The organism is Actinomadura madurae, from assembly GCF_047130825.1.
Classification (GTDB): domain Bacteria; phylum Actinomycetota; class Actinomycetes; order Streptosporangiales; family Streptosporangiaceae; genus Spirillospora; species Spirillospora madurae.
The window spans coordinates 8114940-8136547 of the sequence record NZ_CP083237.1; the positions used below are offsets into that span (position 1 = coordinate 8114940).

The 21608-nt window shown below is 73.2% G+C and carries 19 protein-coding genes; 12 read left to right on the top strand and 7 right to left on the bottom strand.

Annotated elements, in window-relative coordinates; genetic code table 11:
- Positions 1-5 precede the first annotated feature (5 nt).
- Genes K8Z49_RS37645 through K8Z49_RS37655 form a run of 3 tightly spaced genes read left to right on the top strand, consistent with a single transcriptional unit; the run spans position 6 to position 3077 of the window.
- Complete coding sequence (locus tag K8Z49_RS37645; protein ID WP_021596351.1) at positions 6-1427, top strand: amidohydrolase family protein; 1422 nt, start codon at positions 6-8, stop codon at positions 1425-1427.
- 55 nt (positions 1428-1482) lie between these two features.
- Positions 1483-2007 carry a cupin domain-containing protein gene (locus K8Z49_RS37650; protein ID WP_412516394.1) on the top strand — a complete coding sequence of 175 codons (525 nt, stop codon included), beginning with the start codon at positions 1483-1485 and terminating at the stop codon, positions 2005-2007.
- Positions 2004-3077, top strand: coding sequence for a zinc-dependent alcohol dehydrogenase (locus tag K8Z49_RS37655; RefSeq protein ID WP_412516395.1), 1074 nt, complete (start codon positions 2004-2006; stop codon positions 3075-3077). Before K8Z49_RS37650 ends, K8Z49_RS37655 begins: the two co-directional genes overlap by 4 nt.
- A gap of 63 nt (positions 3078-3140) precedes the next feature.
- Here K8Z49_RS37655 and K8Z49_RS37660 read toward each other — a convergent pair whose 3' ends face one another.
- Positions 3141-3884 (bottom strand): IclR family transcriptional regulator, encoded by a 744-nt coding sequence (locus K8Z49_RS37660; protein WP_024935183.1) that lies wholly within the window; start codon positions 3882-3884, stop codon positions 3141-3143.
- Between the two features lie 196 nt (positions 3885-4080).
- On the opposite strand from K8Z49_RS37660, the gene K8Z49_RS37665 reads away from it, so the two are divergent.
- Both K8Z49_RS37665 and K8Z49_RS37670 read left to right on the top strand, forming a co-directional pair.
- Positions 4081-5331 carry a CaiB/BaiF CoA transferase family protein gene (locus K8Z49_RS37665; protein WP_412516396.1) on the top strand — a complete coding sequence of 417 codons (1251 nt, stop codon included), beginning with the start codon at positions 4081-4083 and terminating at the stop codon, positions 5329-5331.
- A complete protein-coding gene (locus tag K8Z49_RS37670; RefSeq protein WP_021596356.1) occupies positions 5328-6173 on the top strand; it encodes an enoyl-CoA hydratase-related protein in 846 nt (281 codons plus the stop codon). The genes K8Z49_RS37665 and K8Z49_RS37670 overlap by 4 nt, the downstream gene beginning before the upstream one ends.
- Before the next feature lie 154 nt (positions 6174-6327).
- Here the strand turns inward: K8Z49_RS37670 and K8Z49_RS37675 are convergent, their stop codons facing one another.
- Positions 6328-6969 carry a TetR/AcrR family transcriptional regulator gene (locus K8Z49_RS37675; RefSeq protein ID WP_412516397.1) on the bottom strand — a complete coding sequence of 214 codons (642 nt, stop codon included), beginning with the start codon at positions 6967-6969 and terminating at the stop codon, positions 6328-6330.
- An 82-nt stretch (positions 6970-7051) separates the two neighbouring features.
- Between K8Z49_RS37675 and K8Z49_RS37680 the strand changes: the two genes are divergently transcribed.
- Positions 7052-7807, top strand: a complete 756-nt coding sequence (locus tag K8Z49_RS37680; RefSeq protein WP_024935184.1) for an SDR family NAD(P)-dependent oxidoreductase — start codon at positions 7052-7054, stop codon at positions 7805-7807.
- Between the two features lie 29 nt (positions 7808-7836).
- On the opposite strand, the gene K8Z49_RS37685 is transcribed toward K8Z49_RS37680, so the two are convergent.
- The 5 genes from K8Z49_RS37685 to K8Z49_RS37705 form a co-directional block, all read right to left on the bottom strand.
- Entirely contained in the window at positions 7837-9207 is a 1371-nt protein-coding gene (locus K8Z49_RS37685; protein WP_412516398.1) for an amidohydrolase family protein, read from the bottom strand.
- Entirely contained in the window at positions 9204-10718 is a 1515-nt protein-coding gene (locus K8Z49_RS37690) for a tripartite tricarboxylate transporter permease (RefSeq protein WP_075024609.1), read from the bottom strand. The genes K8Z49_RS37685 and K8Z49_RS37690 overlap by 4 nt, the downstream gene beginning before the upstream one ends.
- A 12-nt stretch (positions 10719-10730) precedes the next feature.
- Positions 10731-11186 (bottom strand): tripartite tricarboxylate transporter TctB family protein, encoded by a 456-nt coding sequence (locus K8Z49_RS37695; RefSeq protein WP_412516399.1) that lies wholly within the window; start codon positions 11184-11186, stop codon positions 10731-10733.
- A 13-nt stretch (positions 11187-11199) separates the two neighbouring features.
- A complete protein-coding gene (locus K8Z49_RS37700) occupies positions 11200-12180 on the bottom strand; it encodes a tripartite tricarboxylate transporter substrate binding protein (protein ID WP_075024610.1) in 981 nt (326 codons plus the stop codon).
- A gap of 330 nt (positions 12181-12510) precedes the next feature.
- Positions 12511-13290 (bottom strand): IclR family transcriptional regulator, encoded by a 780-nt coding sequence (locus K8Z49_RS37705; protein WP_111832083.1) that lies wholly within the window; start codon positions 13288-13290, stop codon positions 12511-12513.
- A 155-nt stretch (positions 13291-13445) separates the two neighbouring features.
- Here K8Z49_RS37705 and K8Z49_RS37710 point away from each other — a divergent pair, with 155 nt between their 5' ends.
- From K8Z49_RS37710 to K8Z49_RS37735, 6 genes are all read left to right on the top strand, one after another.
- Positions 13446-15167 carry a thiamine pyrophosphate-binding protein gene (locus tag K8Z49_RS37710; RefSeq protein ID WP_024935186.1) on the top strand — a complete coding sequence of 574 codons (1722 nt, stop codon included), beginning with the start codon at positions 13446-13448 and terminating at the stop codon, positions 15165-15167.
- Positions 15168-15246: 79 nt separating this feature from the next.
- On the top strand, positions 15247-16530 hold the full coding sequence (locus K8Z49_RS37715; RefSeq protein WP_075024612.1) for an aspartate aminotransferase family protein: 1284 nt from the start codon (positions 15247-15249) through the stop codon (positions 16528-16530).
- Positions 16527-17927 (top strand): amidase, encoded by a 1401-nt coding sequence (locus K8Z49_RS37720; protein WP_412516400.1) that lies wholly within the window; start codon positions 16527-16529, stop codon positions 17925-17927. The genes K8Z49_RS37715 and K8Z49_RS37720 overlap by 4 nt, the downstream gene beginning before the upstream one ends.
- The gene (locus K8Z49_RS37725) at positions 17924-18658 is read left to right on the top strand and encodes an SDR family oxidoreductase (RefSeq protein ID WP_412516401.1); all 735 of its coding nucleotides are present in this window, start codon (positions 17924-17926) and stop codon (positions 18656-18658) included. The genes K8Z49_RS37720 and K8Z49_RS37725 overlap by 4 nt, the downstream gene beginning before the upstream one ends.
- Positions 18659-18729: 71 nt before the next feature.
- Positions 18730-19935, top strand: coding sequence for a cytochrome P450 family protein (locus tag K8Z49_RS37730; protein WP_412516402.1), 1206 nt, complete (start codon positions 18730-18732; stop codon positions 19933-19935).
- A 254-nt stretch (positions 19936-20189) separates the two neighbouring features.
- A complete protein-coding gene (locus tag K8Z49_RS37735) occupies positions 20190-21551 on the top strand; it encodes a M20/M25/M40 family metallo-hydrolase (protein ID WP_412516403.1) in 1362 nt (453 codons plus the stop codon).
- Positions 21552-21608: the final 57 nt, after the last annotated feature.

Here is a 21608-nt window from a genome sequence, read left to right on the forward strand (position 1 = left end):
CAACCATGTTCACGCCATCTGATGCTCAGGGGCTGAAGGCGATCCGGGACCGCGGCGCCTCGACCCGCGGCATCCTGCTGCGGGGGGCGAGCATCGTCTCCATGGATCCCGGGATCGGCGACCTGCCGACCGGCGACCTGCTCGTCTCCGGTTCCACGATCGCGCAGATCGGCCCGGACCTGTCGGGCGCGGCGGGTCCGGACACCGTCGTGATCGACGCGAGCGGCCACATCCTGGCGCCGGGGTTCCAGGACGCCCACCGGCACTGCTGGCAGACCCAGTTCCGCCGCTGGCTGCCGGACGCCGACCTGGCCTACTACCTGGAGCTCATGCACTTCGGCATCGCGCCGGCCTACACGCCGCACGACGTCTACGCGGGCACCCGGCTGGCCGCGGCCGGCGCGCTCGACGCCGGCGTGACGACCGTGCTCGACTTCTTCCACAACCCGAGGACCCCGGCCCACTCGGACGCGGCCGTCCAGGCGTGGCGGGACTCGGGCGCGCGGGCGGTGATCGCCAACTGCCCGACCCTGGCGGGGGAGCGGGACGGCCGGTGGCTCGCGGACCTCACCCGGCTGCGCGCGAAGGAGCTGTCCTCCGACGACGCGCTGGTGACGCTGCGCATGGGCGTCGGCGCCAAGATCGCTCCGATGGTCACCGGCGAGCTGGCGCTCAGCGCGGACTCGCTGGAGTCGGCCCGCGACCTCGGCATCGGCGTGACGGTGGACGCCGTGTTCGGTCCGCTGGCGTCGGAGCACATCGCGGAGATCGCCGCCACCGGCCTGCTCGGCCCGGACGTCACCTGGATCCACTGCACCAGCCTGGACGGGGACGCCTGGCGGGTGCTGGCCGACGCCGGCTGCCCGGTCGTGATCGCCCCGACGTCGGACTCGCTGCTCGGCTGCGAGGCCGGTGTCGCGCCGGTCCTGGAGGCGCTGGAGCACGGGGTGGCGCCGGCGCTCAGCGTGGACGTCGAGTGCTCGCTGCCGTCGGACATGTTCAGCCAGATGCAGGCCGTCCTGAACGCCCAGCGCATGCTGTCGCAGCGCGACCGGTACGCGGGCGACGAGGGCGCGCCGCCGATGCTCACCGCGCGGGAGGTCCTCGGATACGCCACGGTGGCCGGGGCGAAGGCCAACGGGGTCGCGGCGCGCACCGGTTCGCTGACCCCCGGCAAGCAGGCCGACCTGCTGATCGTCGACGCCATGGCGGTGAACAACATGCCGCTCAACGACGCCGTCGGCACACTGGTGCTGGGCACCGACCCGCGCAACATCACCGGCGTGCTCGTGGCCGGCGAGCCCCGCAAGTGGGCGGGCCGGCTGCTGGACGTCGACCCGCGCGAGCTCGCGGCCTCCGTCCTGGAGTCCCGTGACGCCGTCCTGGAGCGTTCCGGGTGCGAGGTCCCCATCGCCGCCGGGCGCTGACGCCCGCCGCCGGGCGCCGGCCCAGCGGCGCCTCCCTGCAAGGAAAGGTGAATCCATGCCCGACTCGCACGGCGACCCCGACGTCCCGCACGTGGCGTCGATCGACACCGGGACGAGCCTCAGCGTCGGGGCCGTCACCGTCGTCATCGGCGCCTCGGACTGGACGGACGGCTCGCTCAACGTGATGGACCAGATCGTGCCTCCCGGGCTGATCGTCGCGCCGCACTCCCACGAGAAGGAGCACCAGGCGACCTACGTCGTCCGGGGCACGCTCGGGTTCTGGGTCGACGGCGAGGAGTTCGAGATCGGCGCCGGCGGCTACATCCACCGTCCGGCCGGCAAGGTCCACACGCTGTGGAACGCCACCGACGAGCCGGCCCAGATGCTGGAGATCACCACTCCGGGCCGGGGGTTCGAGACCTACATGCGGGCCCTCAGCGACCTTACCGACTCGGGGGCCGCCGACATGGAGTCGGTGACGAGGCTCTGCGCGCGGCACGGGGTGCACATGGTCCCGGGGCTGCTGAAGGAGCTGTGCGCCAAGCACGGGGTCAGCCCCGCGGGGGGATTCTGGAAGTGAGCACGACGATGCGGGCGCTGCGGCTGCACGGCGCGCGGGACGCCCGGCTGGAGACCATCGCGCGGCCGTCCCCCGGCGCGGGGGAGGTGCTGCTGAAGGTCACCGGTGCGGGGATCTGCGGCACCGACGCGGCCCTGCACCGGGCCGGCCCGGTGATCATCCCGGGCCGTGAGCGGGCGCGATGGCCGGTCGTGCTGGGCCACGAGTTCGCCGGGCGCGTCGTGGAGACGGGGCCGGAGGTCACCGGGCTGCGCACCGGCGACCTCGTCGCAAGCGGCGCGGGGGCCGCCTGCGGCGGGTGCGCCCCGTGCCGGCGCGGCACGACCAACCTGTGCGAGGAGTACTGGACCGCCGGGGTCCACCGCGACGGCGGGCTCGCCGAGTACACGGTCGTGCCCGCTGCCGTCTGCGAGGAGACCGGCAGGTACGGCGTCCAGGGCGACACGGCCGCGCTGGCGCAGCCCATGGCGATCGCCCGGCACGCCGTCAGCAGGGGGCGGCCGCGTGCGGGCGAGTCGGCGCTGATCCTGGGGGCCGGCGGCATCGGGACGTTCGCCACGTGGGCGGCGCTCGCCGCCGGTGCCGGGGTCACCGTCTGCGACCGGGACGCGGGCCGGCTGGCCGTCGTGGGCGGCTTCGGCGAGGTCGAGACCGTGCACCACGACGGCGGGCCGCTCGTCGAGCGCCTCGCCCCCGGCGGCCCCTGGGACGTCGTGTACGAGATGACCGGTGCGCCGGAACCGCTCGCGGCCGCGACGGCGCTGGTGCGGCCTGGCGGCCGGATCGTCGTGGCAGGGCTGCAGAAGGAACCGCCGCCGGTCGACGTGACCCGGCTGGCCGTCCAGGAGATCGACCTGCTCGGGTCGATGGCCCACGTCCGTCGGGTGGACCTTCCCCGCGCGCTCGAACTGCTCGGGAGCCGCGCCGCCGGCTGGGCCGACGTCGCCCCGCGCGTCCAGCCGCTGGCCGCGGTCGAGGCCGCGCTCACGTCGATGGCCGAGAGGGGAGGGGGAAGCGTCAAGACGCTCGTCGATCCGTCGCTGGCCGAGCCGCGCGCGTTCTCCGGCTAGGGCCTGAGAGCCCTGACCGGGAGCACCGCCGGGAGCACCGCCGGGGTCACCGGGAGGCGGGGATCACCAGGAGGCCAGTTCCCTGCTGACCGTCTCGGCGGCGGCCTTCACCTTCTCCCCGTAGAACTGGTAGATGTCCGGCCGGATCCGCGACACCGGCCCGGAGACGCTCATCGCCGCCACGGCCCGCTGCCCGTCCGGCCGGATCGCCCCGGCCACCGAGGCGATGCCGTCGGCCGCCTCCTCCTCCGCCACGGCGTAGCCGCACTCGCGGACGCGCTTGAGTTCCACGAGGAGCGCCTCGGGGTCGGTCTTGGTGTGGCGGGCGGGCGAGGAGAGGTTCTGCGCGAGGTACGCGCGGATCTCCTCCTCCGGCATGTGGGCGAGGATGACCTTGCCGGTGGACGAGGCGTGCAGCGGCAGCCGGGTGCCGATCGGCCGCACGGCCCGGACCGGGTGGGGGCTGTCGAGCCGCTCGACCAGGACGACGTCCTGGTCGTCCGGCACGGTGAGGTGGATGGTCTCCAGCGTGTCGGCGTGGAGGCGGGCGAGGCTGGGCAGCGCGGCGTCGCGCAGCCGCGCGTGGTCGCCCACCCGCTGCGCGACGATCCGGGCGCGGTCGCTGAGCACCCAGCGGGTGATGTCCTGACCGTCCTGCTTGATCCAGCCGACCTCGGCGAGGACGGCCAGGCTGCGCTGGGCCGTCGCCTTCGGGAGCCCCAGCCGCCGGGCCAGCTCGCTGAGGCCCACCGGCTGGTGGTCGGCGACCGCGTCCAGGACCTGGAAGGCGGTCTTGACACTGCGCATGTGCTCCTCCTGGTTCGCACTCCGGTCCAGCATGCCACTCATCGCCGGTGGGGCGCACACCGGCCCTGGACATGTTGTTCTGAACGGCTGTGCCCGTCATGGCGGGGGTGCCGGCCGCCGGTTGACGTGGGCGACCTCTCCTGCCTAGCGTACCGTATTACGGTCCGCTGATCCGCTTTGAGAACCGAGGGTGATTGTGTCGAACCCATCGCGCGAAGGTGACCCGCCGCAGTCGAGCTTCCTCGCCGGCGTCCGCGTCCTGGAGATCACCGGCGCGCTCGCCGGCCCGTACTGCACGACGATCCTCGCCGACCTCGGCGCCGAGGTGATCAAGGTCGAGCCGGTCGCGGGGGACGGCATGCGCCGCCGCGTCGTCGGTCCGCGGCGCAGACCGATCCCGTTCGACCTCGTCCACCGGGGCAAGGGCAGCCTGGCCGTCGACATCAAGCGTCCCGAGGGGCAGGCGATCGTGCGCCGGCTCGCGGCCGGGAGCGACATCCTCGTCGAGAACTTCCGGGTGGGAGCGCTGGCCCTGCAGGGACTGGGCTACGACGACCTCAAACACGACTGCCCGAACCTGGTCTACTGCTCGATCTCCGGCTTCGGCCAGTACGGCCCGATGCGCGACGCCAAGGGCATCGACCTGATCGCCCAGGCCTACGGCGGGCTGATGAGCGTCACCGGGTCGGCGGACGGCGAGCTGGCCAAGGCCGGCTACCCCGTCTCCGACATCGGGACCGGGATGTGGGGAGCGATCGGGATCCTCGCCGCCCTGCAGCGGGTCCGCGGCGGAGGGGGCGGCGCCCACATCGACGTCTCGCTGGCCGACGCCGTGGCCTCCTGGTCCGTCTGGGAGGTCGCCGACTACCTCGGGACGTCCGTCCCGCCCGGCCCTCTCGGCACCGCGCACCGGCTTGCCGCGCCGTACCAGGCGTTCGCCTGCGGCGACGGGCGGACCCTCGTCATCGGCGCGGTGGACCGCGCGTGGCCGGAGCTGTGCCGCGTCCTCGACCTCGACCTCGTCTCGGATCCGCGGTTCGCCACCGAGTACGAGCGGTTCGTCCACCGCGAGGAGCTCGCCCGGCTCCTCCAGGTGCGGTTCGGCTCCGCCCCCCGCGACGTGTGGATGGACCGCCTGCGCGACGCCGGCGTGCCGTGCGGACCGGTCAACACGATCGACGCCCTGATCGACGACCCGCACTACGCCGCCCGGGAGATGTTCCCGCACGACGAGGAGCGCTTCGGCCACCCCACCATCGTGAACACGCCCATCGTGTCCGACGGGGCGCCCCGCGCGACCCGCCGCGCGCCGGCGCTCGGCGCGGACACGGCCCGGCTGCTGCGCGAGCTCGGCTACGAGGAGCACCGGATCGAGCGGCTCGCCGCCGACGGGGTCCTCGGGCTCGCCCCGGCGGAGCCGAGCATCGCCGGGAAGGCCGCGGGATGACCGCCGCGCCGCGGAGCGGGGACCGCGCCGGCGAACCGGGCGCGCCGGGCGGTGTCGCCGGCCGTCGGGACGGTGCCGAGGAGGCCCGGATCCAGGTCGATGTGTCCGGCGGCCTCGCGCGCCTCGTCTTCGCCAATCCGCGCAGGCGCAACGCGCTGACGCCGCGGATGATGCTCGACGCCGCCGCCGCGCTGGACCGTCTCGCCGCCGACCTCGACGTCCGGGTGCTCATCGTGTCCGGGCACGGCGCCACGTTCAGCGCGGGCGCCGACCTCAGAGGCATGCCGGGCGGCGGAGGGGACGCACCGGACGCCGCCGCCGAGCTGTTCCGCGGCCTGGACGGATTCGACCGTCCGGTCATCGCCATGATCCGCGGCCACTGCCTCGGCGCGGGGGCCGCCGTCGCCCTGCACGCCGACGTCCGCATCGCCGCACCCGACAGCGTGTTCGGCATCCCGGCGGCGCGGGTCGGCATCGGGTACCCCATGCCCGAGGTCAAGGCCCTGGTCGCCGCGGTGGGCCCGTCGGCCGCCGCCGATCTCCTGTACACCGCACGGCGCGTCGACGGCGCCGAAGCGCACCGGATGGGCCTCGTGACGCGCCTCGCCGCCGACGGCGACCTCGATGCCGTCACGGCCTCCGTCGCCGAGTCCATCGCGGCGAACGCGCCGCTCTCCGTCCGTGCGGCCAAGGCGGCCATCGCCGCCGTGACCAGCCCCGATCGGCCGGCGCACCGGTGCCGGGCCGAGCGCCTGCTCGACCTGTGCGCCGGCTCCGCCGACGCGAAGGAGGGCGCCCGCGCGATCTTGGAGAAACGCCCGCCGGTCTTCGTCGGCCGCTGAAGGCCGTGCCGGCCGCCCCGTTCGCCGGGTACGGGGCGGCCCGGACCCGCTCCCGTACCTGTTCCTCTGACGGGCACGCGGCGTGGTCCCACGTGGTCTTACGCGGGGGCGAGGGGCCTATGCGGGGGCGAGGGGCCTATGCGGGGGCCAGGGCCTATGCGGGGGTCAGGTAGGCGCGGATGTGGCTCAGGGCGGCGTTCATCGACGCCCGGAGCGGCGCGGCGTTGCCCAACGTCTGGCTGAGGATGTTGCCGCCTTGCAGGGCCGTGAGCAGGGAGAGGGAGAGCTCGTCGAGGTCGGCGTCCGCGCGGAGCTCTCCTCGTTCCTTCATGGCGGCGAGCCCTTCGTGGAGCAGCCCTTGCCATCGCAGAAATCCCTTGCTGAGGTCGTCCAGCGTCCCCTGGTCGGTGGCGCTCAACTCCCCGGCGAGCGACCCGAGCGTGCATTCTCCGCGGCCGCCGTTCTGCTCCTGGCGCTCGATGGCCGCGTCCGCCCAGGCCCGCAGGGCCTCGAAGCTGTCGAGCGACCCCATGATCGGCTGGCCGGGCACCGGCGGCGCGTCGGCCTGGCGGGTGATGACCGCCCGGACGAGGGCCTGCTTGCTGTCGAAGTAGTGGTACAGCTGCGAGCCGCTGACCCCGGCGGCCCGGCGGACGTCCTCGGTGGCCGTGCCGGCGACCCCGTGCTGGGCGATGAGGTCCGTCGCCGCCCGCAGGATGCGGTCCCGGGTCGCCCGTCCCTTGCGGGTCAGCCGGTGGGGCTTGGCCGTGCTCCCGGTCGCCGTGCTCTCAGTCACGGGCCCCAGGATACCGAACTGGATTGAATCACCCAAAAATCGTGGTACAAATTGGGTGGTTCAACCCAGAAAGGGGTCTCCGATGTCCACCAGCACTGAACTTGCGGGCCGTACCGCCCTCGTGACCGGCGCGACCGCCGGGATCGGCCGCTCCGTCGCCGTCCAGCTCGCCGAGCGCGGCGCCGCGGTCGTCGTCCACGGCCGCGATGCCCGGCGGGGAGCCGAGGTGGTGGCCGAGATCACCGGGCGGGGCGGCACAGCGCGCTTCGTGTCCGCCGACCTCGCCGACCCCGGCGAGGTCGCCAAGCTGGCCGCGGAGGCGGGCGAGGTGGACATCCTGGTCAACAACGCCGGCGTCTACGAGTTCACCAGCACGCCCGGCACGAGCGCGGCCGCCTTCGACCGCCACGTCGCCATCAACACCCGCGCCCCGTTCCTCCTGGTCGGGGCCCTGGCGCCCGCGATGGCCAAGCGCGGGTACGGCCAGATCGTCAACGTCACCTCGACCGCGGGCACCGCGGTCGCCCCGGTCGGCACCGCCTACGGCGCGTCGAAGGCGGCGACCGAGCTGCTGACCCGCTCCTGGGCCACCGAGTTCGGTGCCGGCGGGGTCCGGGTCAACGGCGTCTCGCCCGGCCCGACGCGCACCGACGGCACCGAGCAGATGCTCGGCGAGAACATCGACGCGCTCGGTGCGCGCACCAACGTCCGCGGCCGCATCGGGGAGCCCGAGGAGGTCGCCAACGTCGTCCTGTTCCTGATCGACGACCGCAGCAGCTACATCAATGGGACCGTCGTCGCCGTCCACGGCGGCGAGCTGAGCACGCTCCCCGGCTGAGAGCGGGCGGCCTGACCGGACCCGCCGCGTCATCCGATGCTCTCCAGCAGGCGGCGCACGGAGGTGCGGGCGTGCCGCACGGCGTCGGCCGCGTCGAACCGCGTGGGCCGGCCGTCCTCGAAGACGACCGCGCCGTCGACGATCACGGTGCGGACCGATCCGCACGCGCCGAGGACGCCCGTCTCCAGTGCGGCGTCGGCCCCCAGGGCCTCGGAGGCGGCCGGCCACCGCAGGACGAGGTCGGCGCGGTGGCCGGGCCGGATCTCGCCGAGGCCGCGGGCGCCGACCGTGCGGGCCGCGCCGGCGCCTCGCATCCGGAGCACCTCGGCGGGCCGGACGGCGTCGCCCGCCATGGTCGACGCCGAGACCGCCAGGGTCCCGAGCGCGTCGAGGCCGCCGGCGCGCGCGATGTCGCTGCCGATGCCGACCGGGGTCCCGCGGCGCCACAGTTCGGGCATCCGCGGCTCGGCGTCCGGCCGGGAGAGCGCCTGCATCTGCCCGTACGGGCACCACACGAGCGATGCCCCCGCGCGGACCAGCAGGTCGGCGTCCGCGGCGGTGACCCGGTTCATGTGGACGAACGAGGTGTGCTCGCCGAGCAGGCCGGCGTCGGCGAGCCGCTGGACAGGGGTACGTCCGTACCGCTTCTCCTCCGCGATGTACCGCGACTGCGTGTACCCGAGATGCTCCTGGACGGTGACGCCGTTGTCCCGGGCGACCTCTGCGGCGTACCGGTACAGCTCGGGGGAGTCGCTCGCCTCCCCGTACAGCCCGACGAAGCCCTGGACGAGCCCGTCATCCCGGTTCCGGAAGAGCTGGCCGCCCACGCGGGCCATGGCCTCGTCGGTGGTGCGCGGCCATCTCCGGAGGAAGCCCCCGCCGAACAGCTCGGGGTGGGACGCGGCGAGGTCGTGGCCCCGGTCGGCGACGTAGGGGTCGGTCAGCCAGGCCCGGACGCCGGCCTGCGACGCCGTCTCGGCGACGGCGTCCGGCTCGTAGACGGTTCCCGGGTCGACGAAGCCGGTATGGCCGGAGCGGAGCAGGTCGAGAACGGCCAGGCGGGCGCTGGCCACCTCGTCGGCGGTGGTGATCCGCGCCTTCCAGTGGCCCATCGTCTTCCCGGCGCGTTCGAGTGCGGGAAGGGCCGAGCGGGCGGCGTACTGGTTGATGTGCATGTGCGCGTCGACGAAGCCCGGATGCAGGACGGCGCCGTCGGCGCGGATCGCGCGGCCCGCCCGGTACCGGGCGGCTATCGTGCCGTCGGGACCGAGGCCGGCGATGCGGCCGTCCTTGACCGCGACGCTGCCGGGCAGCACCGTGCCGGCCTCGTCGGCCGTCACGATGAGCGCGCCGGTGATGACGAGGTCGCACTCGTCCGCACCATCTGCCTGGGAGGTCATCGGTTCTTCTCCGAGAGGGTCGGCTCTGGGTCTCCGCGCTTCTCCGACCCCCGCCGCAGCCCGCCGATCAGGGGGCTGACCAGCAGCGCGAGCGTGACGAGGAGGATGACGGCCGAGACCGGGCGGGTCGCGAAGATGGCGAAGTCGCCGTTGGAGATGAGCAGCGACTGGCGGAACGAGCGCTCCAGGATGGCGCCGAGGGCCAGCGCGAGCACCAGCGGCCCCGGGTCGAAACCGGCCTTGCGCATCAGGTAGCCGATGATCCCGCAGACGAGCGCCACCCACACGTCGAAGGTGCTGCTGTTGATCGTGTAGACGCCGAGCATGATCACCGTGACGGTCAGCGGGGCGAGCAGCGTGAACCGCAGCCGGAGCAGCCGGATGAACATCCCGACGAGCGGCACGTTCAGCACCAGCAGCATGAGGTTGCCGACGTACATCGAGGCGATCACCCCCCAGAAGACCTGCGGGTGGTCGTTGATGAGCTGCGGCCCCGGCGTGACGTCCTGCATCAGCAGGGCCCCGAAGATCACCGCCATCACCACGTTGGACGGGAGGCCGAGCGTGAGGAGCGGGATGAACGCCGTGGTGGAGGAGGCGTTGTTGGCCGTCTCCGGCCCGGCGACGCCCTCGATGGCGCCGTGGCCGAACCGTCCCGGATCCTTGGCCCGGCGCTTCTCGACCGCGTAGGAGACCAGCGAGGAGATCACGCCCCCGCCGCCGGGGATGATGCCGATGAAGAAGCCGATCACCCCGCCGCGCAGCACCGAGCCGCGCGCCTGCCGCCAGTCGCGCCGGGACGGCCAGGCGCGGGAGACCGCGGGCAGCGCGGCCGGCGCCGCCGTCTGGTTCTCCAGGTTGTAGAGCATCTCGCCGATGCCGAACAGGCCCATGGCCACGGCGACCAGGTCGATCCCGTTGAGTATCTGGCTGAAGCCGAAGGTCAGGCGCGCCTCCCCGGTGATGGGGTCCTGCCCCACGGTGGCGATCAGCAGGCCGATCCCGACCATGACCAGGCTCTTGCTGAACGACCTCGTCCCGAGGAACGCGACCATCGCCATGCCGAGCACGGTCAGCGCCGCGTACTCGGGCGGCCCGATGGACAGCGCGGCCTTGGCGAGCAGGCCGGACACCAGCGTCAGGCCGACCACCGAGACCGTGCCGCCGAGGAACGAGCCGACCGCCGCGATGCCGAGCGCCGGCCCCGCCCTGCCCTGCCGCGCCATCTGGTAGCCGTCGAACGTGGTGACGATCGACGCGGCCTCGCCGGGCAGCCGCAGCAGCACGGAGGTGATCGTCCCGCCGTACATGGAGCCGTAGTAGATGCCGGCCAGCATGATGATCGCCGACTCGGGGCCCATCGCGAAGGTCAGCGGGAGGAGGAGGGACATCGTCGCCACCGGGCCGAGCCCCGGCAGGACGCCGATGACCATCCCGGCGAACACGCCGATGAAGACGAACAGCAGGTTCGTCGGCTGGAGTGCGACGGCCAGGCCGTCGAGAAGACCCATGCGCGGTGTTCCTCAGATTCCCCAGATGAGGTCCCGGGGCAGCGGGACGTTCAGGACCTGCGAGAACAGGCAGAAGAAGGCGGTCGAGGAGGCCGCGGACACGGCGAGCGTGAGCCGCCACGGCTCCTTGCCGAGCACCCGGATCCAGAACGCCAGCAGCAGGAACGCCGGCAGCGTGAACCCGGTGTGCGGGAAGAGCACCGCGTAGCCGACCATGCCCGCGGTGGCCGACGCGACGGCCCGCGTCCCGCCGGTGAACGGTTCGTGGTCCTCGGAGCCCGGACGCACCAGGAGGACCAGCGAGCCGAGGACGGTCAGGCAGCTCACGATGAGCGGCCACATGCCCGTTCCCGGGTCGTTCGGGGATCCGAACTCCACGGCCATGGAGCCGGCCATGCCGAGGGATCCCGCGGCGAGGGCCGCCAGGGCGGCGGCCCTCCGGCCGACGAACTGCAGTAGCTGCCGCATGCGGGCCTCCCCGTCAGCGCTTGAAGACCTGGCTGTAGGTCTGCTGGAGATCGCTGATCGTCTTGGCGAACGGTTCGGGCCCGACGAACTCCTTGGGCACGTAGTTCTCCCCGATCGTCTTGATCACTTCGGGATCCCGCAGGGTCTCCTGCAGCGCCGTCTGGAGCTTGCGCGTCACCGCGGCCGGCATGCCCTTCGGGCCGGCGAGGCCGTCGATGCTGACGCTGAGCGTGAGGTTGGTGTACCCGAGTTCCTTGAACGTGGGGACGTCGGGAAGGTAGGGCGCGCGCTCGGGCGAGGTGACCGCCAGCGCGCGGAGCTCGCCCGCGGAGATCCGCCGCAGCGTCTCCTTGCTGGCGTCGACGATCCCGGCGTCCACGTTCTTGCCGAGCAGCGCGGTCAGGGCGGGCGCCACGCCCTCGAACGGCACCGGTTTGATCGGCACCTTGTACTCGCGCTGCATGCGCTCGATCTCGATGTGCGCGGACACGGTCGCCCCCGCCGTCGCGATCTCGACGTCACCGGGCTCGGCACGCGCCGCGTCGAAGAGGTCCTTCGCGCTCTGGTACCGGGAGCCGGTCGGGACGACCACGACGTTCGGCCCGCGGTACGTGACGCCGATGGGCTGGAACTTGTCCATCGTGTACCCGACGTTCTGCCGGGTCGAGCTGATGACCGCGAAGGGCAGGCTCAGGTCGCACAGCGTGTAGCCGTCGGGTTCGCCGCGCAGGACCTCGTTGTAGGCGTTCCCGCCGCCGGCGCCGGGCTTGTTCTCCACCACGACCGGCTTGTCCAGCCGCTTCTCCATGCCCTTGGCGATGGTCCTGACCAGCAGGTCGGTGGTGCCGCCGGCGGCGAACGGCACGAGGATGCGCACCTCCTTGGACGGGTAGTCCGCTCCGTCCGACCCGGAGGACCCGGCCCCCACCAGGCCGCAGGCGGCAGAGGAGAGCACCGCGCAGAGGACGGCGGCCATCCGGCTGCGTTTCTTCATCACGCCTCCCGTGGTTCGCGCCGGGGCGTCCCCCCGGAGCGTCCATTCACCACATTGTGGTTACGCTAACCACGATGTGTGCGGACACTATGCGCGAGTCGGACGACGCCTGTCAATGGCCCGGCGCACCGGAAATGCGCGATGGCGTGCGGAGAAGCGCTGGTGACGGGAAGCCGGACGCGGCCACGACGGCATGCCGACGCCAGGGAGACGCGGCGAAGGAGATGCGCGGCGAAGGAGAGGCGGGACGTGTCCGCGCCGCCGGTCCGGCGACGTCGGTGGTGTCAGGGCGCGGGCGCCGGCGGGATCGGGGTGGATGTCGGGGTGGTGTCAGGCTGGCCGGGGGTACGGGCCGCTGTAGGCCAGGCCGCGGCTGATGCTCTCGCCGGCGGCCATGACCGCGGCCGTCAGCTCCGGCAGGCGGTCGTCGGCCAGCCGGCCGACCACGCCGCTGACGCTGACGCCGGCGATCGCGTGGTCGCCGTGCACGCCGAAGACGGGGGCCCCGACCGCGCCGGTCTCCGGCAGGAACTCGCCCCGGCTGACGCAGTAGCCGGTCTCGCGGATCTCCTGGAGCCTGTCCCGCAGCGCCGGCCGCCGGTCCGGCTCGAGCCGCGCCAGCACGGACTCCTGGAGCTCCGCGTCGCCGAACGCGAGCAGCGCGAGGCTGGATCCGCCCCGGTCGTAGGGGAGCCGGCCCCCCTCGTAGAGGGCCTGGCTGACCACGGGGTAGGAGCCGACGACCCGGATGAGGCAGACGGCCGCGTCGTCCCGCTGCACCACGAGGTTGGTCGAGTCGCCGGTCTTCGCCGACAGCTCGACCAGGACGGGGTGGGCGACGTCGCGGATGCTGAGCCGCTGCCGGGTCAGCGCGCCCAGTTCCAGGAGCGTCAGGCCCAGGCGGTAGCTGACGCGCGACGAGTCCTCGCGTTCCAGCAGCCCGTGGCGGACGAGGGTCTCGCAGATCCGCACGACGGTCGTCCGGCTCTCCCCGACGGTCTCGACCAGATCGGCCGGGGTGACCCGCTCGCGTTCCCGGAGTACCTGCAGGATCGCCGCGGCCTTGTCGAGAACCTTGATCGTCCCGATCTTCCCCGGATCCATCGACATCGCGGCACCTTTCACCACTGCGCGCTGGCCCCTCCCGCCGATCACCACATCGTGGTCGACGTGTTCATGAGGGTTGACCACACCCTACTCAGCTCCCTATGTTCAGATTAAGGTCACCGTAACCATGATGTGAATAACTCTTCCAGGAGCATGCCGTGCATGTAGGTGAGCGCCTCGCCGCGCTACTGGTCAACGCCGGGGTACGGCGCGTCTTCGGCGTCCCGGGCGGGCAGACGACGCCGCTCTACCACGGGATCGCCGGGCAGCACGGCGTGATCAGTCACACACTGATGCGGGACGAGCGCAGCGCCGCGTTCGCCGCCGACGCGTACGCGCGGATGTCCGGGAGGGTCGGCGTGTGCGACGCGACCGTGGGGCCCGGCGTCAGCAACCTGGTGTCCGGCCTCCTGGAGGCCTACACCAGCTCCGTCCCGATGCTGGCGATCATCGCCGACATCCCGCGGCACTGGGAGACCCGGCGCCGGTTCGGGTCCGCCTCCCAGGGCTTCGAGCAGCGCTCGTACCTCGAACCGTGCGTGAAGTACTACGGCCGGGTCGAGCTGCCCGAGAACCTCGACGGGCTGCTGGCCGCGGCGCTGCGGATCGCGACGTCGGGGCGGCCCGGCCCGGTCGTCCTGGAGATCCCCGACGACGTGTTCTCCGCGGACTACCCGGAGCCTCCGCACGGGTCTTCAGCCGTCACCCCGCTGAGCACCGTCTACCCGCAGTCGCGCACGAGCCCCGATCCCGCCGCGGTGGAGGGCGCCGTGGAACTGCTGCGCCACAGCCGCAAGCCGCTGCTGCTCGCCGGAGGCGGGGCGCTGAGCGCCGGAGCCGGCGACGAGGTCCGGCGGCTGGCCGAGCGCCTGGGAGCGCTCGTGGCCACGACGCTGAACGGCAAGGGCGTGCTCTCCGAGCACCATCCGCTGGCCGTCGGCCCCGCGGGGACCTTCGGGCTGCCGCTGGTGAACGAGCTGCTGGCCGAGGCCGACTGCGTGGTGTTCATCGGGACCAAGGCCGCCCAGGGCGCCACCTTGAACTGGACGCTGCCGCCGCCGGGGACACCGATCGTCCACCTCGACCTGGACGCGACGGAGATCGGGCGGAACTTCCCGCAGAGCCTCGGGCTGGAGTGCGACGCCAAGCTCGGCGCCCGGGCGCTCGCCGACGCCCTGCCGGAGCGCGGCCCCGGGGACTGGGACCTGGAACGGGTCCGCCGGCTGGCCGAGGAGTGGTGGCGGGGAACCCCCGGGGACGGCGTGGACGGGGACGGCGCCGTGAAGCCGCAGGCGGTGATGCGGACCCTCAGCGCGGTCATGGGCCCGGACGACGTCCTGGTCACCGACGCCAGCCTGTCCTCCGGCTGGGGCGCCGCGCACTGGCGCGCCCCCCGGGCCGGCCGGGCCTTCGTGGCCCCGCGCGGCCTGGCCGGGCTCGGCTGGGGCCTGCCGGCGGCGATCGGCAGCGCGCTGGCGCTGCGGGACGCCGGCTCCGCCGCGCGGGTGTACTGCGTCGCCGGGGACGGCGGGTGGGCCTACTCCCAGTCGGAGCTGGAGACGCTCGCCCGATTGCGCCTCCCGGTCGTGGCGACGGTGCTGAACAACTCGGTGCTCGCCTGGACGCGGCACTCGGCCGCGCAGCGGTACCCGGGCAGCGAGCCCATCTCGCAGGACTTCACGGACGTGGACTTCGCCGCCGCAGCCGTCGCCATGGGCACCCTCGCGCACCGGTGCACGACGCCGGACCAGTTCGCGGAGGCCGCGACGAAGGCCGCCGCCGACCACACCGGCGGCCCGGTCGTGCTCGAAGTCATCTCGTCCAAGACTGAGACCCCGGTCCTGAAACCCAAGGGCCGGCAGACCGCGACCGCGTACTGAGACCCCACGCCGGACATGCCGAGCCGAGAACACGCGAGCCGAGAACACGCGAGCCCACATACGCGACAGGGAGCGACCGATGACCGACGACCGCATAGATGACGGCGGCGACGCGACCGCCGGGCTGCGTCCGCGGGCCCTGGACGTGGCCCCGGGCGGGGTGCATTCCAACGCCCGCCTCGGCCACGCCGGGATGTTCTTCGAACGGGGGAGCGGGGCGTACCTGTGGGACGTGGCGGGCCGGCGGTACATCGACTACGTCCTCGGCCGAGGCCCCAGCATGCTCGGGCACGCGCCGCCCGCCGTGCTCAAGGCCGCGACCGCCGCCGCGGAGTCGGGGATGAGCCTCGGATCCCAGCACCCGCTGGAAGTGCAGGCCGCGGAGAAGCTGCGGGCCCTGCTGAAGTGGCCGGAGATGCTGCGGTTCACCACGACCGGCAGCGAGGCCGCCGAGCTGGCCCTCCGCGTTGCGCGGGCGCACACCGGCCGCCAGGAGATCGTGCGGTTCGAGAACCACTACCACGGCTGGCTGGTGGACGACGCCCCGTCGCCCGGCGGCGACCAGGCGGCGGGGCGATGGCCGGCCGGCGTGGACCCCTGGACCCACGTGCTGCCCTGGAACGACGAGGACGCCCTGAGAACGCTGCTGGAGCGCCGCGGCTCCCGCGTGGCCGCAGTGATCATGGAGCCGGTGATGGTCAACCACCGCGGCACTCTCCCGGCGCCCGGCTACCTGGAGGCGTGCCGGCGCCTCACGCGGGCGTGCGGGGCGCAGCTGGTCTTCGACGAGATCGTCACCGGCGCCCGGCTGGCGCCCGGCGGGGCGGCCGAGGTGTTCGGCGTCGTCCCGGACCTCGCCACCTACGCCAAGGGCATCGCCTCGGGCTGGCCCGTGGCGGCGGTGGCCGGGCACCGCGCCGCCCTCGCCAGGGTCGAGGACGGAACGGTCAACCACCGCGGCACCTACAACGGCTCGACCGCGAGCATGGCCGCCGTCGTGGCCACGGTGGACGCCATCGCCGACGGCGGCGTCCACCGGCACATCGAGGAGGTCGGGTCGCGCCTGATGTCGGGATTGTCGGAGGTCGCCGGGAAGGCCGGAGTCCGGTTGCGCGTCCGCGGCTTCCCGGCGGCCTTCCACGTCGCCCTGGTCGACCGCGACCCCGGCGACCCCTGGGACGAGACGGTGCCGCCGGACATGCCGCGCTACCAGCGGCTCGTGGAGGGCCTGCTGGGACGGGGAGTCTGGGCCAGCGCCCGCGGCAACTGGTACCTGTCGGCCGCGCACACCCATGACGACGTCGCGGCCACGCTCGACGTGTTCCGCGAGGCGCTCGCGGATATCGCCGCGGACGAGCGATGAGCACGGACCTGTGGCGGCTGCCCGCCAACGAGGCCGGCGCGCTCATAGCGGCCGGGCTGCTCTCCCCGGTCGAGCTCACCGAGGCCCTCCTCCAGCGCATCGACGATCTCAACCCGCACCTCAACGCGTTCCTCACCGTCACGCCGGAACGGGCCCGCCGGGACGCCAAGGAGGCGGAGACGCGCGCCTTGAACGGGGAGCGTCTCGGCCCGCTCGACGGCGTCCCGCACTCGGTCAAGGACCTGGAGCCCACCGCCGGGATCCGCACCACCGGCGGCTCGCTGTGGAACAAGGACCACGTCCCCGACCACGACTCGCTGGTCGCCGCGCGGCTGCGCGCCACCGGCTCACCCCTGCTGGGCAAGACGAACACGCCGCAGGCGGGCTACAAGGACATGACCGACAACCTGCTGGGCCCGCCCGCCAGGAACCCCTGGGACCTCACCCGCACCCCGGGCGGCTCCTCGGGCGGCGCGGCCGCGGCGGTCGCCGCCGGGCTCGGCCCGCTGGCGCAGGGCGGGGACGGCGCGGGCTCGGTGCGCATCCCCGCCGCGCACTGCGGGGTGGTGGGGTTCAAGCCGTCCAACGGGCTGATCCCCAAATGGCCGAGCAACGACTGGTACGCCGCTCTGGCGACCGCCGGCCCGCTCACCACCACCGTGACCGACGCCGCCCTCATGCTCAACGCGCTCGCGGGCCCCGACCGGCGGGACCCGCAGTCGATCGACCGTGAACCGCCCGACTTCGTCGCGGCCTGCCGCGGTTCCGTGCGGGGCCTGCGCGTCGCCTGGAGCCCCGACCTCGGCCACGCCACCGTGGCACCGGACGTCGCCGAGGCCACACGGCGGGCCGCCCTGGTCTTCGAGCGGCTCGGGGCCTCCGTGGAGGAGGTGCCGATCGGCTGGGGGACGCTCGCCCGGGAGATCATCGAACCCACCTGGGGGATCCATTTCGTCGCCCGCTTCGCGGAGAAGGCGGAGAAACGTCCCGACTGGATCGAGTCGAGCCTGCTGGCCTTCGTCCAGGACGGGCACGCGCGCAGCGCCCTCGAATACCGGCGGCTCCTCGCCCGCCGCGCCGAGCTCTACGATCGCGTGCGGCAGTTGTTCGACACCTACGACCTGCTGCTCACCCCCACCATGCCGATCACCGCGTGGCCGGCCGAGGGGGAGCCGGAGATCCCGCTGTTCGAGCGGCTGCCCTTCACCTACCCGTTCAACCTCACCGGGCATCCGGCGGCCAGCGTCCCCTGCGGCCTGGACGGCGGCGGGCTGCCCGTGGGCCTGCAGATCGTCGCCGACCGGCATCGTGACGACCGGGTGATGGCGGCGGCGGCGCGGTTCGAGGAGGCGCAGCCCTGGACGGCGCACGCTCCGCACCCCGGGCGGCCGCGATGAGCAGGCACGCCCTGGTGGCGGGCGCGTCCAGCGGCATCGGGGCCGCCGTCGCGCAGACCCTCCTGGAGGCCGGCTGGCACGTCACGATCGCGGCCCGCCGGCTGGACGCGCTGACCGCCCTCGCGGACCGGTTCGGCCCCGCCTGCGTCCCCGCCGCCCTGGACGTCACGGACCAGGAGTCGGTCGACCGCCTCGCCCGGTCCCTCCGGAACGGGCCTGCGGACCTGCACGCGCTGGTCAACTGCGCCGGCCACGACGTCGGCGGCCGTACCCCCTTCCACCGTTCCGACATCGACGACGCCCTCTCGGTGCTGCACACCAACGCCGCGGGGCTGCTCCGTCTCACGCACGCGCTGCTGCCGGTACTGGCCGAGACGGATCCGGCGGACGTGGTCAACATCGGATCGGTCAACGGCGTCCGCCCCGCCGCCGGGCTCGCCGCCTACAGCGCCAGCAAGTCCGCGGTGCACGGCTTCACCGCCGCGCTCCGCGAGGAATGCGCCGACCTCGGCATCCGCGTGACCGAAGTGCTCCCAGGCATGACGCGGACCGGCTTCGCCGCCACGCGCTGGCGCGGCGACCAGGACAAGGCCGCCGCCTACTACGACTCCTATCCCGCCTTGCTCGACCCCGGCGACGTGGCGAGCGCGGTGCGGTTCGCCCTGGACCAGCCCCCGGGAGTCTGCTGCACCGAGATCACCATCACCCCGTTCCCCGTCCGCCAACGCTGACGCAGGCGGCGGCCACAGAGGGCCGCAGCGGATCACGGGTCACAGGCAGACAGATGCGGAACAATCAGGAAGTGATCTATACAGACGCGTTCTTCCGTGATCCGCACCCGGTGTACGCGCGTCTTCGGGAGAAGGCGCCCGTCTTGAAGATGAAGGATCCGAACGGGCTCGCGTACTGGCTGATCACACGGTACGACGAGGCCCGCGCCGCGCTCGCCGACGAGCGGCTGTCCAAGGACCCCCGCCGTGCCTGGGACGCTCTGCGCGCGGCGGGGATCGTGTCCGGAGAGCCGCAGGACGCGACGTTCGACCTGCACAGCGTCGATCCGCCCGAGCACACCCGGCTGCGCGACCTCGTCACCCGGGCGTTCACCCCGGGCCGGGTGGCCGGGCTCGAACCGCGCGTGCGGGAGATCACCGACGGGCTGCTCGACGCGATGGCGGCCGGGGACACGGCCGACCTGATCGGGGACTTCGCCTACCCGCTGTCGCTCACCGTCATCAGCGAGCTGGTCGGCGTGCCCGCGCCGGACCTGGACGACTTCCGCGTCTGGGTGACCGCGGCGCTGACGCCCCGATTCGTGCGCGATCCGGTGATGTCACGCGAAGAGGGCGGCCGGCGACTGCGCGAGTACGTCACCGACCTGGTCGCCGCCAAGGCCGCGGCGGAAGGGGCGGACGCGCCCGACCTGCTCAGTGCCCTGCTGACCGCGCACGAACGGGACGGACGCCTGTCCTCGGCCGAGGTGGTCGCGCTGACCCAGCAACTGCTCTTCGCCGGTCACGAGCCGACGACCAACCTCATCGGCAACGGCATGGCGGCGCTGTTCCGGAATCCCGACCAGCTGCGCCTGCTGCGGGACCGTCCCGACCTGCTGCCGGCGGCGATCGAGGAACTGCTGCGCTACGACGGGCCGACCGCGCGCGCCTCGCCGCGCTACGCCGTCGAGGACATCGAGATCGGCGGGGTCACGATCCCGGAGGGGGCGGTGGTCATCGTCGGGCTGGCCGCCGCCAACCGCGATCCCGGCGCGTTCGACGATCCCGACCGCCTCGACCTCACGCGCGACGGCCGAGCCCACGTGGCCTTCGGGCACGGGATCCACCGCTGCCTCGGCGTGCCGCTGGCCCGCCTGGAGGGCCGGATCGCGCTGGGGTCCCTGCTGGCCAGATTCCCCGGCATCGCGCTCGACCGTCCGCACGACGAGCTCGCCTGGCTGCCCTTCCCCGTCTTCCGGGGACTGCGGTCACTGCCCGTCCGGCTCACCGGCCGATGACAGAGGTTCTCCCGAACCGCCATGTGCGCAATTGACAAGCCACGGGCGCGCTTTTCATATCGATATGTTCGTTAGCGCCTTCTCTTGCTGATCTTGATCACGGTCCGGTTTCGGATTGACGACGCATTCTTGTCGTCATCACGGTGATTACGTAGTTTCGACTCAAACGGGGGCATGGTTCCTTATCTCGCCGCCGTCCGTCACCTCGAGACCCGAGGCCGGCGGGCGCGGCCCGTATCCCTTGAGGAGACGCCATGTCCGAGGTCAAGCGCCGTGATCTGCTGGCGGGAGCCGCGGCCTTCGCCGGGTTCGCGACCGTCGGCCTGCTCCCCGGCACCGCCGCCGCCGCGACCCGGCAGCGCCCCGGTGCCCTCCTGCCACCCTCGCTCGCCCCCGGCGACAGGGCCGTGGTCGGCCGCGTCGACGTCCGCCGAGCGATGCGCCACCTGAGAGTGCTCAGCGACGGGATCGGCTGGCGCATCTCCGGCACCCCCTCCGAGCACCGCGCCGCCCGCTACATCGCCGGGTACCTGCGCGACCTCGGCTACAAGGTCGTGCTGCAGCCCTTCCCGGTCGCCGACAAGTACCTGGCGGAGATCCGCGCCCGGGGCGAGCGGCTCTGGCAGTGCAGCGCCTCCCCGCAGGGCGCCGTCGCCTCGGTGTCCGGAACGGTGGTGGACGTGGGCCCGGTCACGGAGGTCCCCGCCGATGTGCGCGGCAGACTGGTGCTGTTCGACCGCGTCTCCGGCAAGGAGACCGCGCAGGCCAAGGCCGCCGCGGACGCGGGCGCCACGGCGGTGCTCATCATCAACGCGCGCTCGGAGACCTACCCCGAGCGCAAGCCCGGCTCCTTCGTCCCGACCCTGTCGGAGGAGGTCGCGATCCCGGTGCTGGGCCTGGCCGAGTACCACGGCGAGCGGATCCGCGCGGGCGCCCGGCGGCTGTCCTTCAAGGTCACCCACTACTCCGGGCTGACCTCGTACAACGTCCTGGCCGAGCGGAAGGCGACGCTGCCGAACCCCGCGGGCAAGGCCGTCATCGTCAGCGCGCACTACGACACCGTCCCCGGCTCGCCGGGCGCCAACGACGACGGCAGCGGAACCGTCCTGTGCCTGGAACTGGCGCGCGTCCTGAAACGGCTGCCGACCCAGCAGGCGATTCGCGTCTGCCTGTGGGGCTCGGAGGAGTCCGGCCTCATCGGTGCGCGGCACTACGTGAAGCAGCTCGACGAGGCGGGCGTCGCGCAGATAACCGGCTGCTTCCAGAACGACATGGTCGCCACCAGTCACCCGCCCGCGGGGACGTACTGGCTGCTGTCGGTGGACGGCGCGGACAACACCACGACGGCCGCGGTGAACGCCGCCGCGCGCCGCCTCGGCTACGCCGGCCAGACCGAGGGCCCCACCGCCCGCGGCTCCAGCGACCACGAGGCCTTCTACGAGCGCGGCATCCCGGCGGGCAACTTCAGCTGGCGCGGCAGCGAGGCGCCCAGCCAGCTGGAACCGATCTACCACACGCCCGAGGACACGATCGCCCTGAACATCAGCCCCGAACGGCTCCAGGTCTCCCTCGAACTGATCGGCTGCGCCGCATACGACGTGGCACGCCGCAAGTAGCGCGGAAGAGCGGCCGGAGGTCGGCCGGGCCATGGGCGAACGAGGGCTCCTGCCACG

Excerpts from the sequence above, each read along its gene's own strand:
- K8Z49_RS37700 (WP_075024610.1), bottom strand. The coding sequence starts at position 12,180 with ATGAAGAAACGCAGCCGGATGGCCGCCGTCCTCTGCGCGGTGCTCTCC.
- K8Z49_RS37660 (WP_024935183.1), bottom strand. The coding sequence starts at position 3,884 with ATGCGCAGTGTCAAGACCGCCTTCCAGGTCCTGGACGCGGTCGCCGAC.
- K8Z49_RS37645 (WP_021596351.1), top strand. The coding sequence starts at position 6 with ATGTTCACGCCATCTGATGCTCAGGGGCTGAAGGCGATCCGGGACCGC.
- K8Z49_RS37685 (WP_412516398.1), bottom strand. The coding sequence starts at position 9,207 with ATGACCTCCCAGGCAGATGGTGCGGACGAGTGCGACCTCGTCATCACC.
- K8Z49_RS37735 (WP_412516403.1), top strand. The coding sequence starts at position 20,190 with ATGTCCGAGGTCAAGCGCCGTGATCTGCTGGCGGGAGCCGCGGCCTTC.
- K8Z49_RS37725 (WP_412516401.1), top strand. The coding sequence starts at position 17,924 with ATGAGCAGGCACGCCCTGGTGGCGGGCGCGTCCAGCGGCATCGGGGCC.
- K8Z49_RS37695 (WP_412516399.1), bottom strand. The coding sequence starts at position 11,186 with ATGCGGCAGCTACTGCAGTTCGTCGGCCGGAGGGCCGCCGCCCTGGCG.
- K8Z49_RS37670 (WP_021596356.1), top strand. The coding sequence starts at position 5,328 with ATGACCGCCGCGCCGCGGAGCGGGGACCGCGCCGGCGAACCGGGCGCG.
- K8Z49_RS37715 (WP_075024612.1), top strand. The coding sequence starts at position 15,247 with ATGACCGACGACCGCATAGATGACGGCGGCGACGCGACCGCCGGGCTG.
- K8Z49_RS37690 (WP_075024609.1), bottom strand. The coding sequence starts at position 10,718 with ATGGGTCTTCTCGACGGCCTGGCCGTCGCACTCCAGCCGACGAACCTG.
- K8Z49_RS37720 (WP_412516400.1), top strand. The coding sequence starts at position 16,527 with ATGAGCACGGACCTGTGGCGGCTGCCCGCCAACGAGGCCGGCGCGCTC.
- K8Z49_RS37705 (WP_111832083.1), bottom strand. The coding sequence starts at position 13,290 with ATGTCGATGGATCCGGGGAAGATCGGGACGATCAAGGTTCTCGACAAG.
- K8Z49_RS37680 (WP_024935184.1), top strand. The coding sequence starts at position 7,052 with ATGTCCACCAGCACTGAACTTGCGGGCCGTACCGCCCTCGTGACCGGC.
- K8Z49_RS37650 (WP_412516394.1), top strand. The coding sequence starts at position 1,483 with ATGCCCGACTCGCACGGCGACCCCGACGTCCCGCACGTGGCGTCGATC.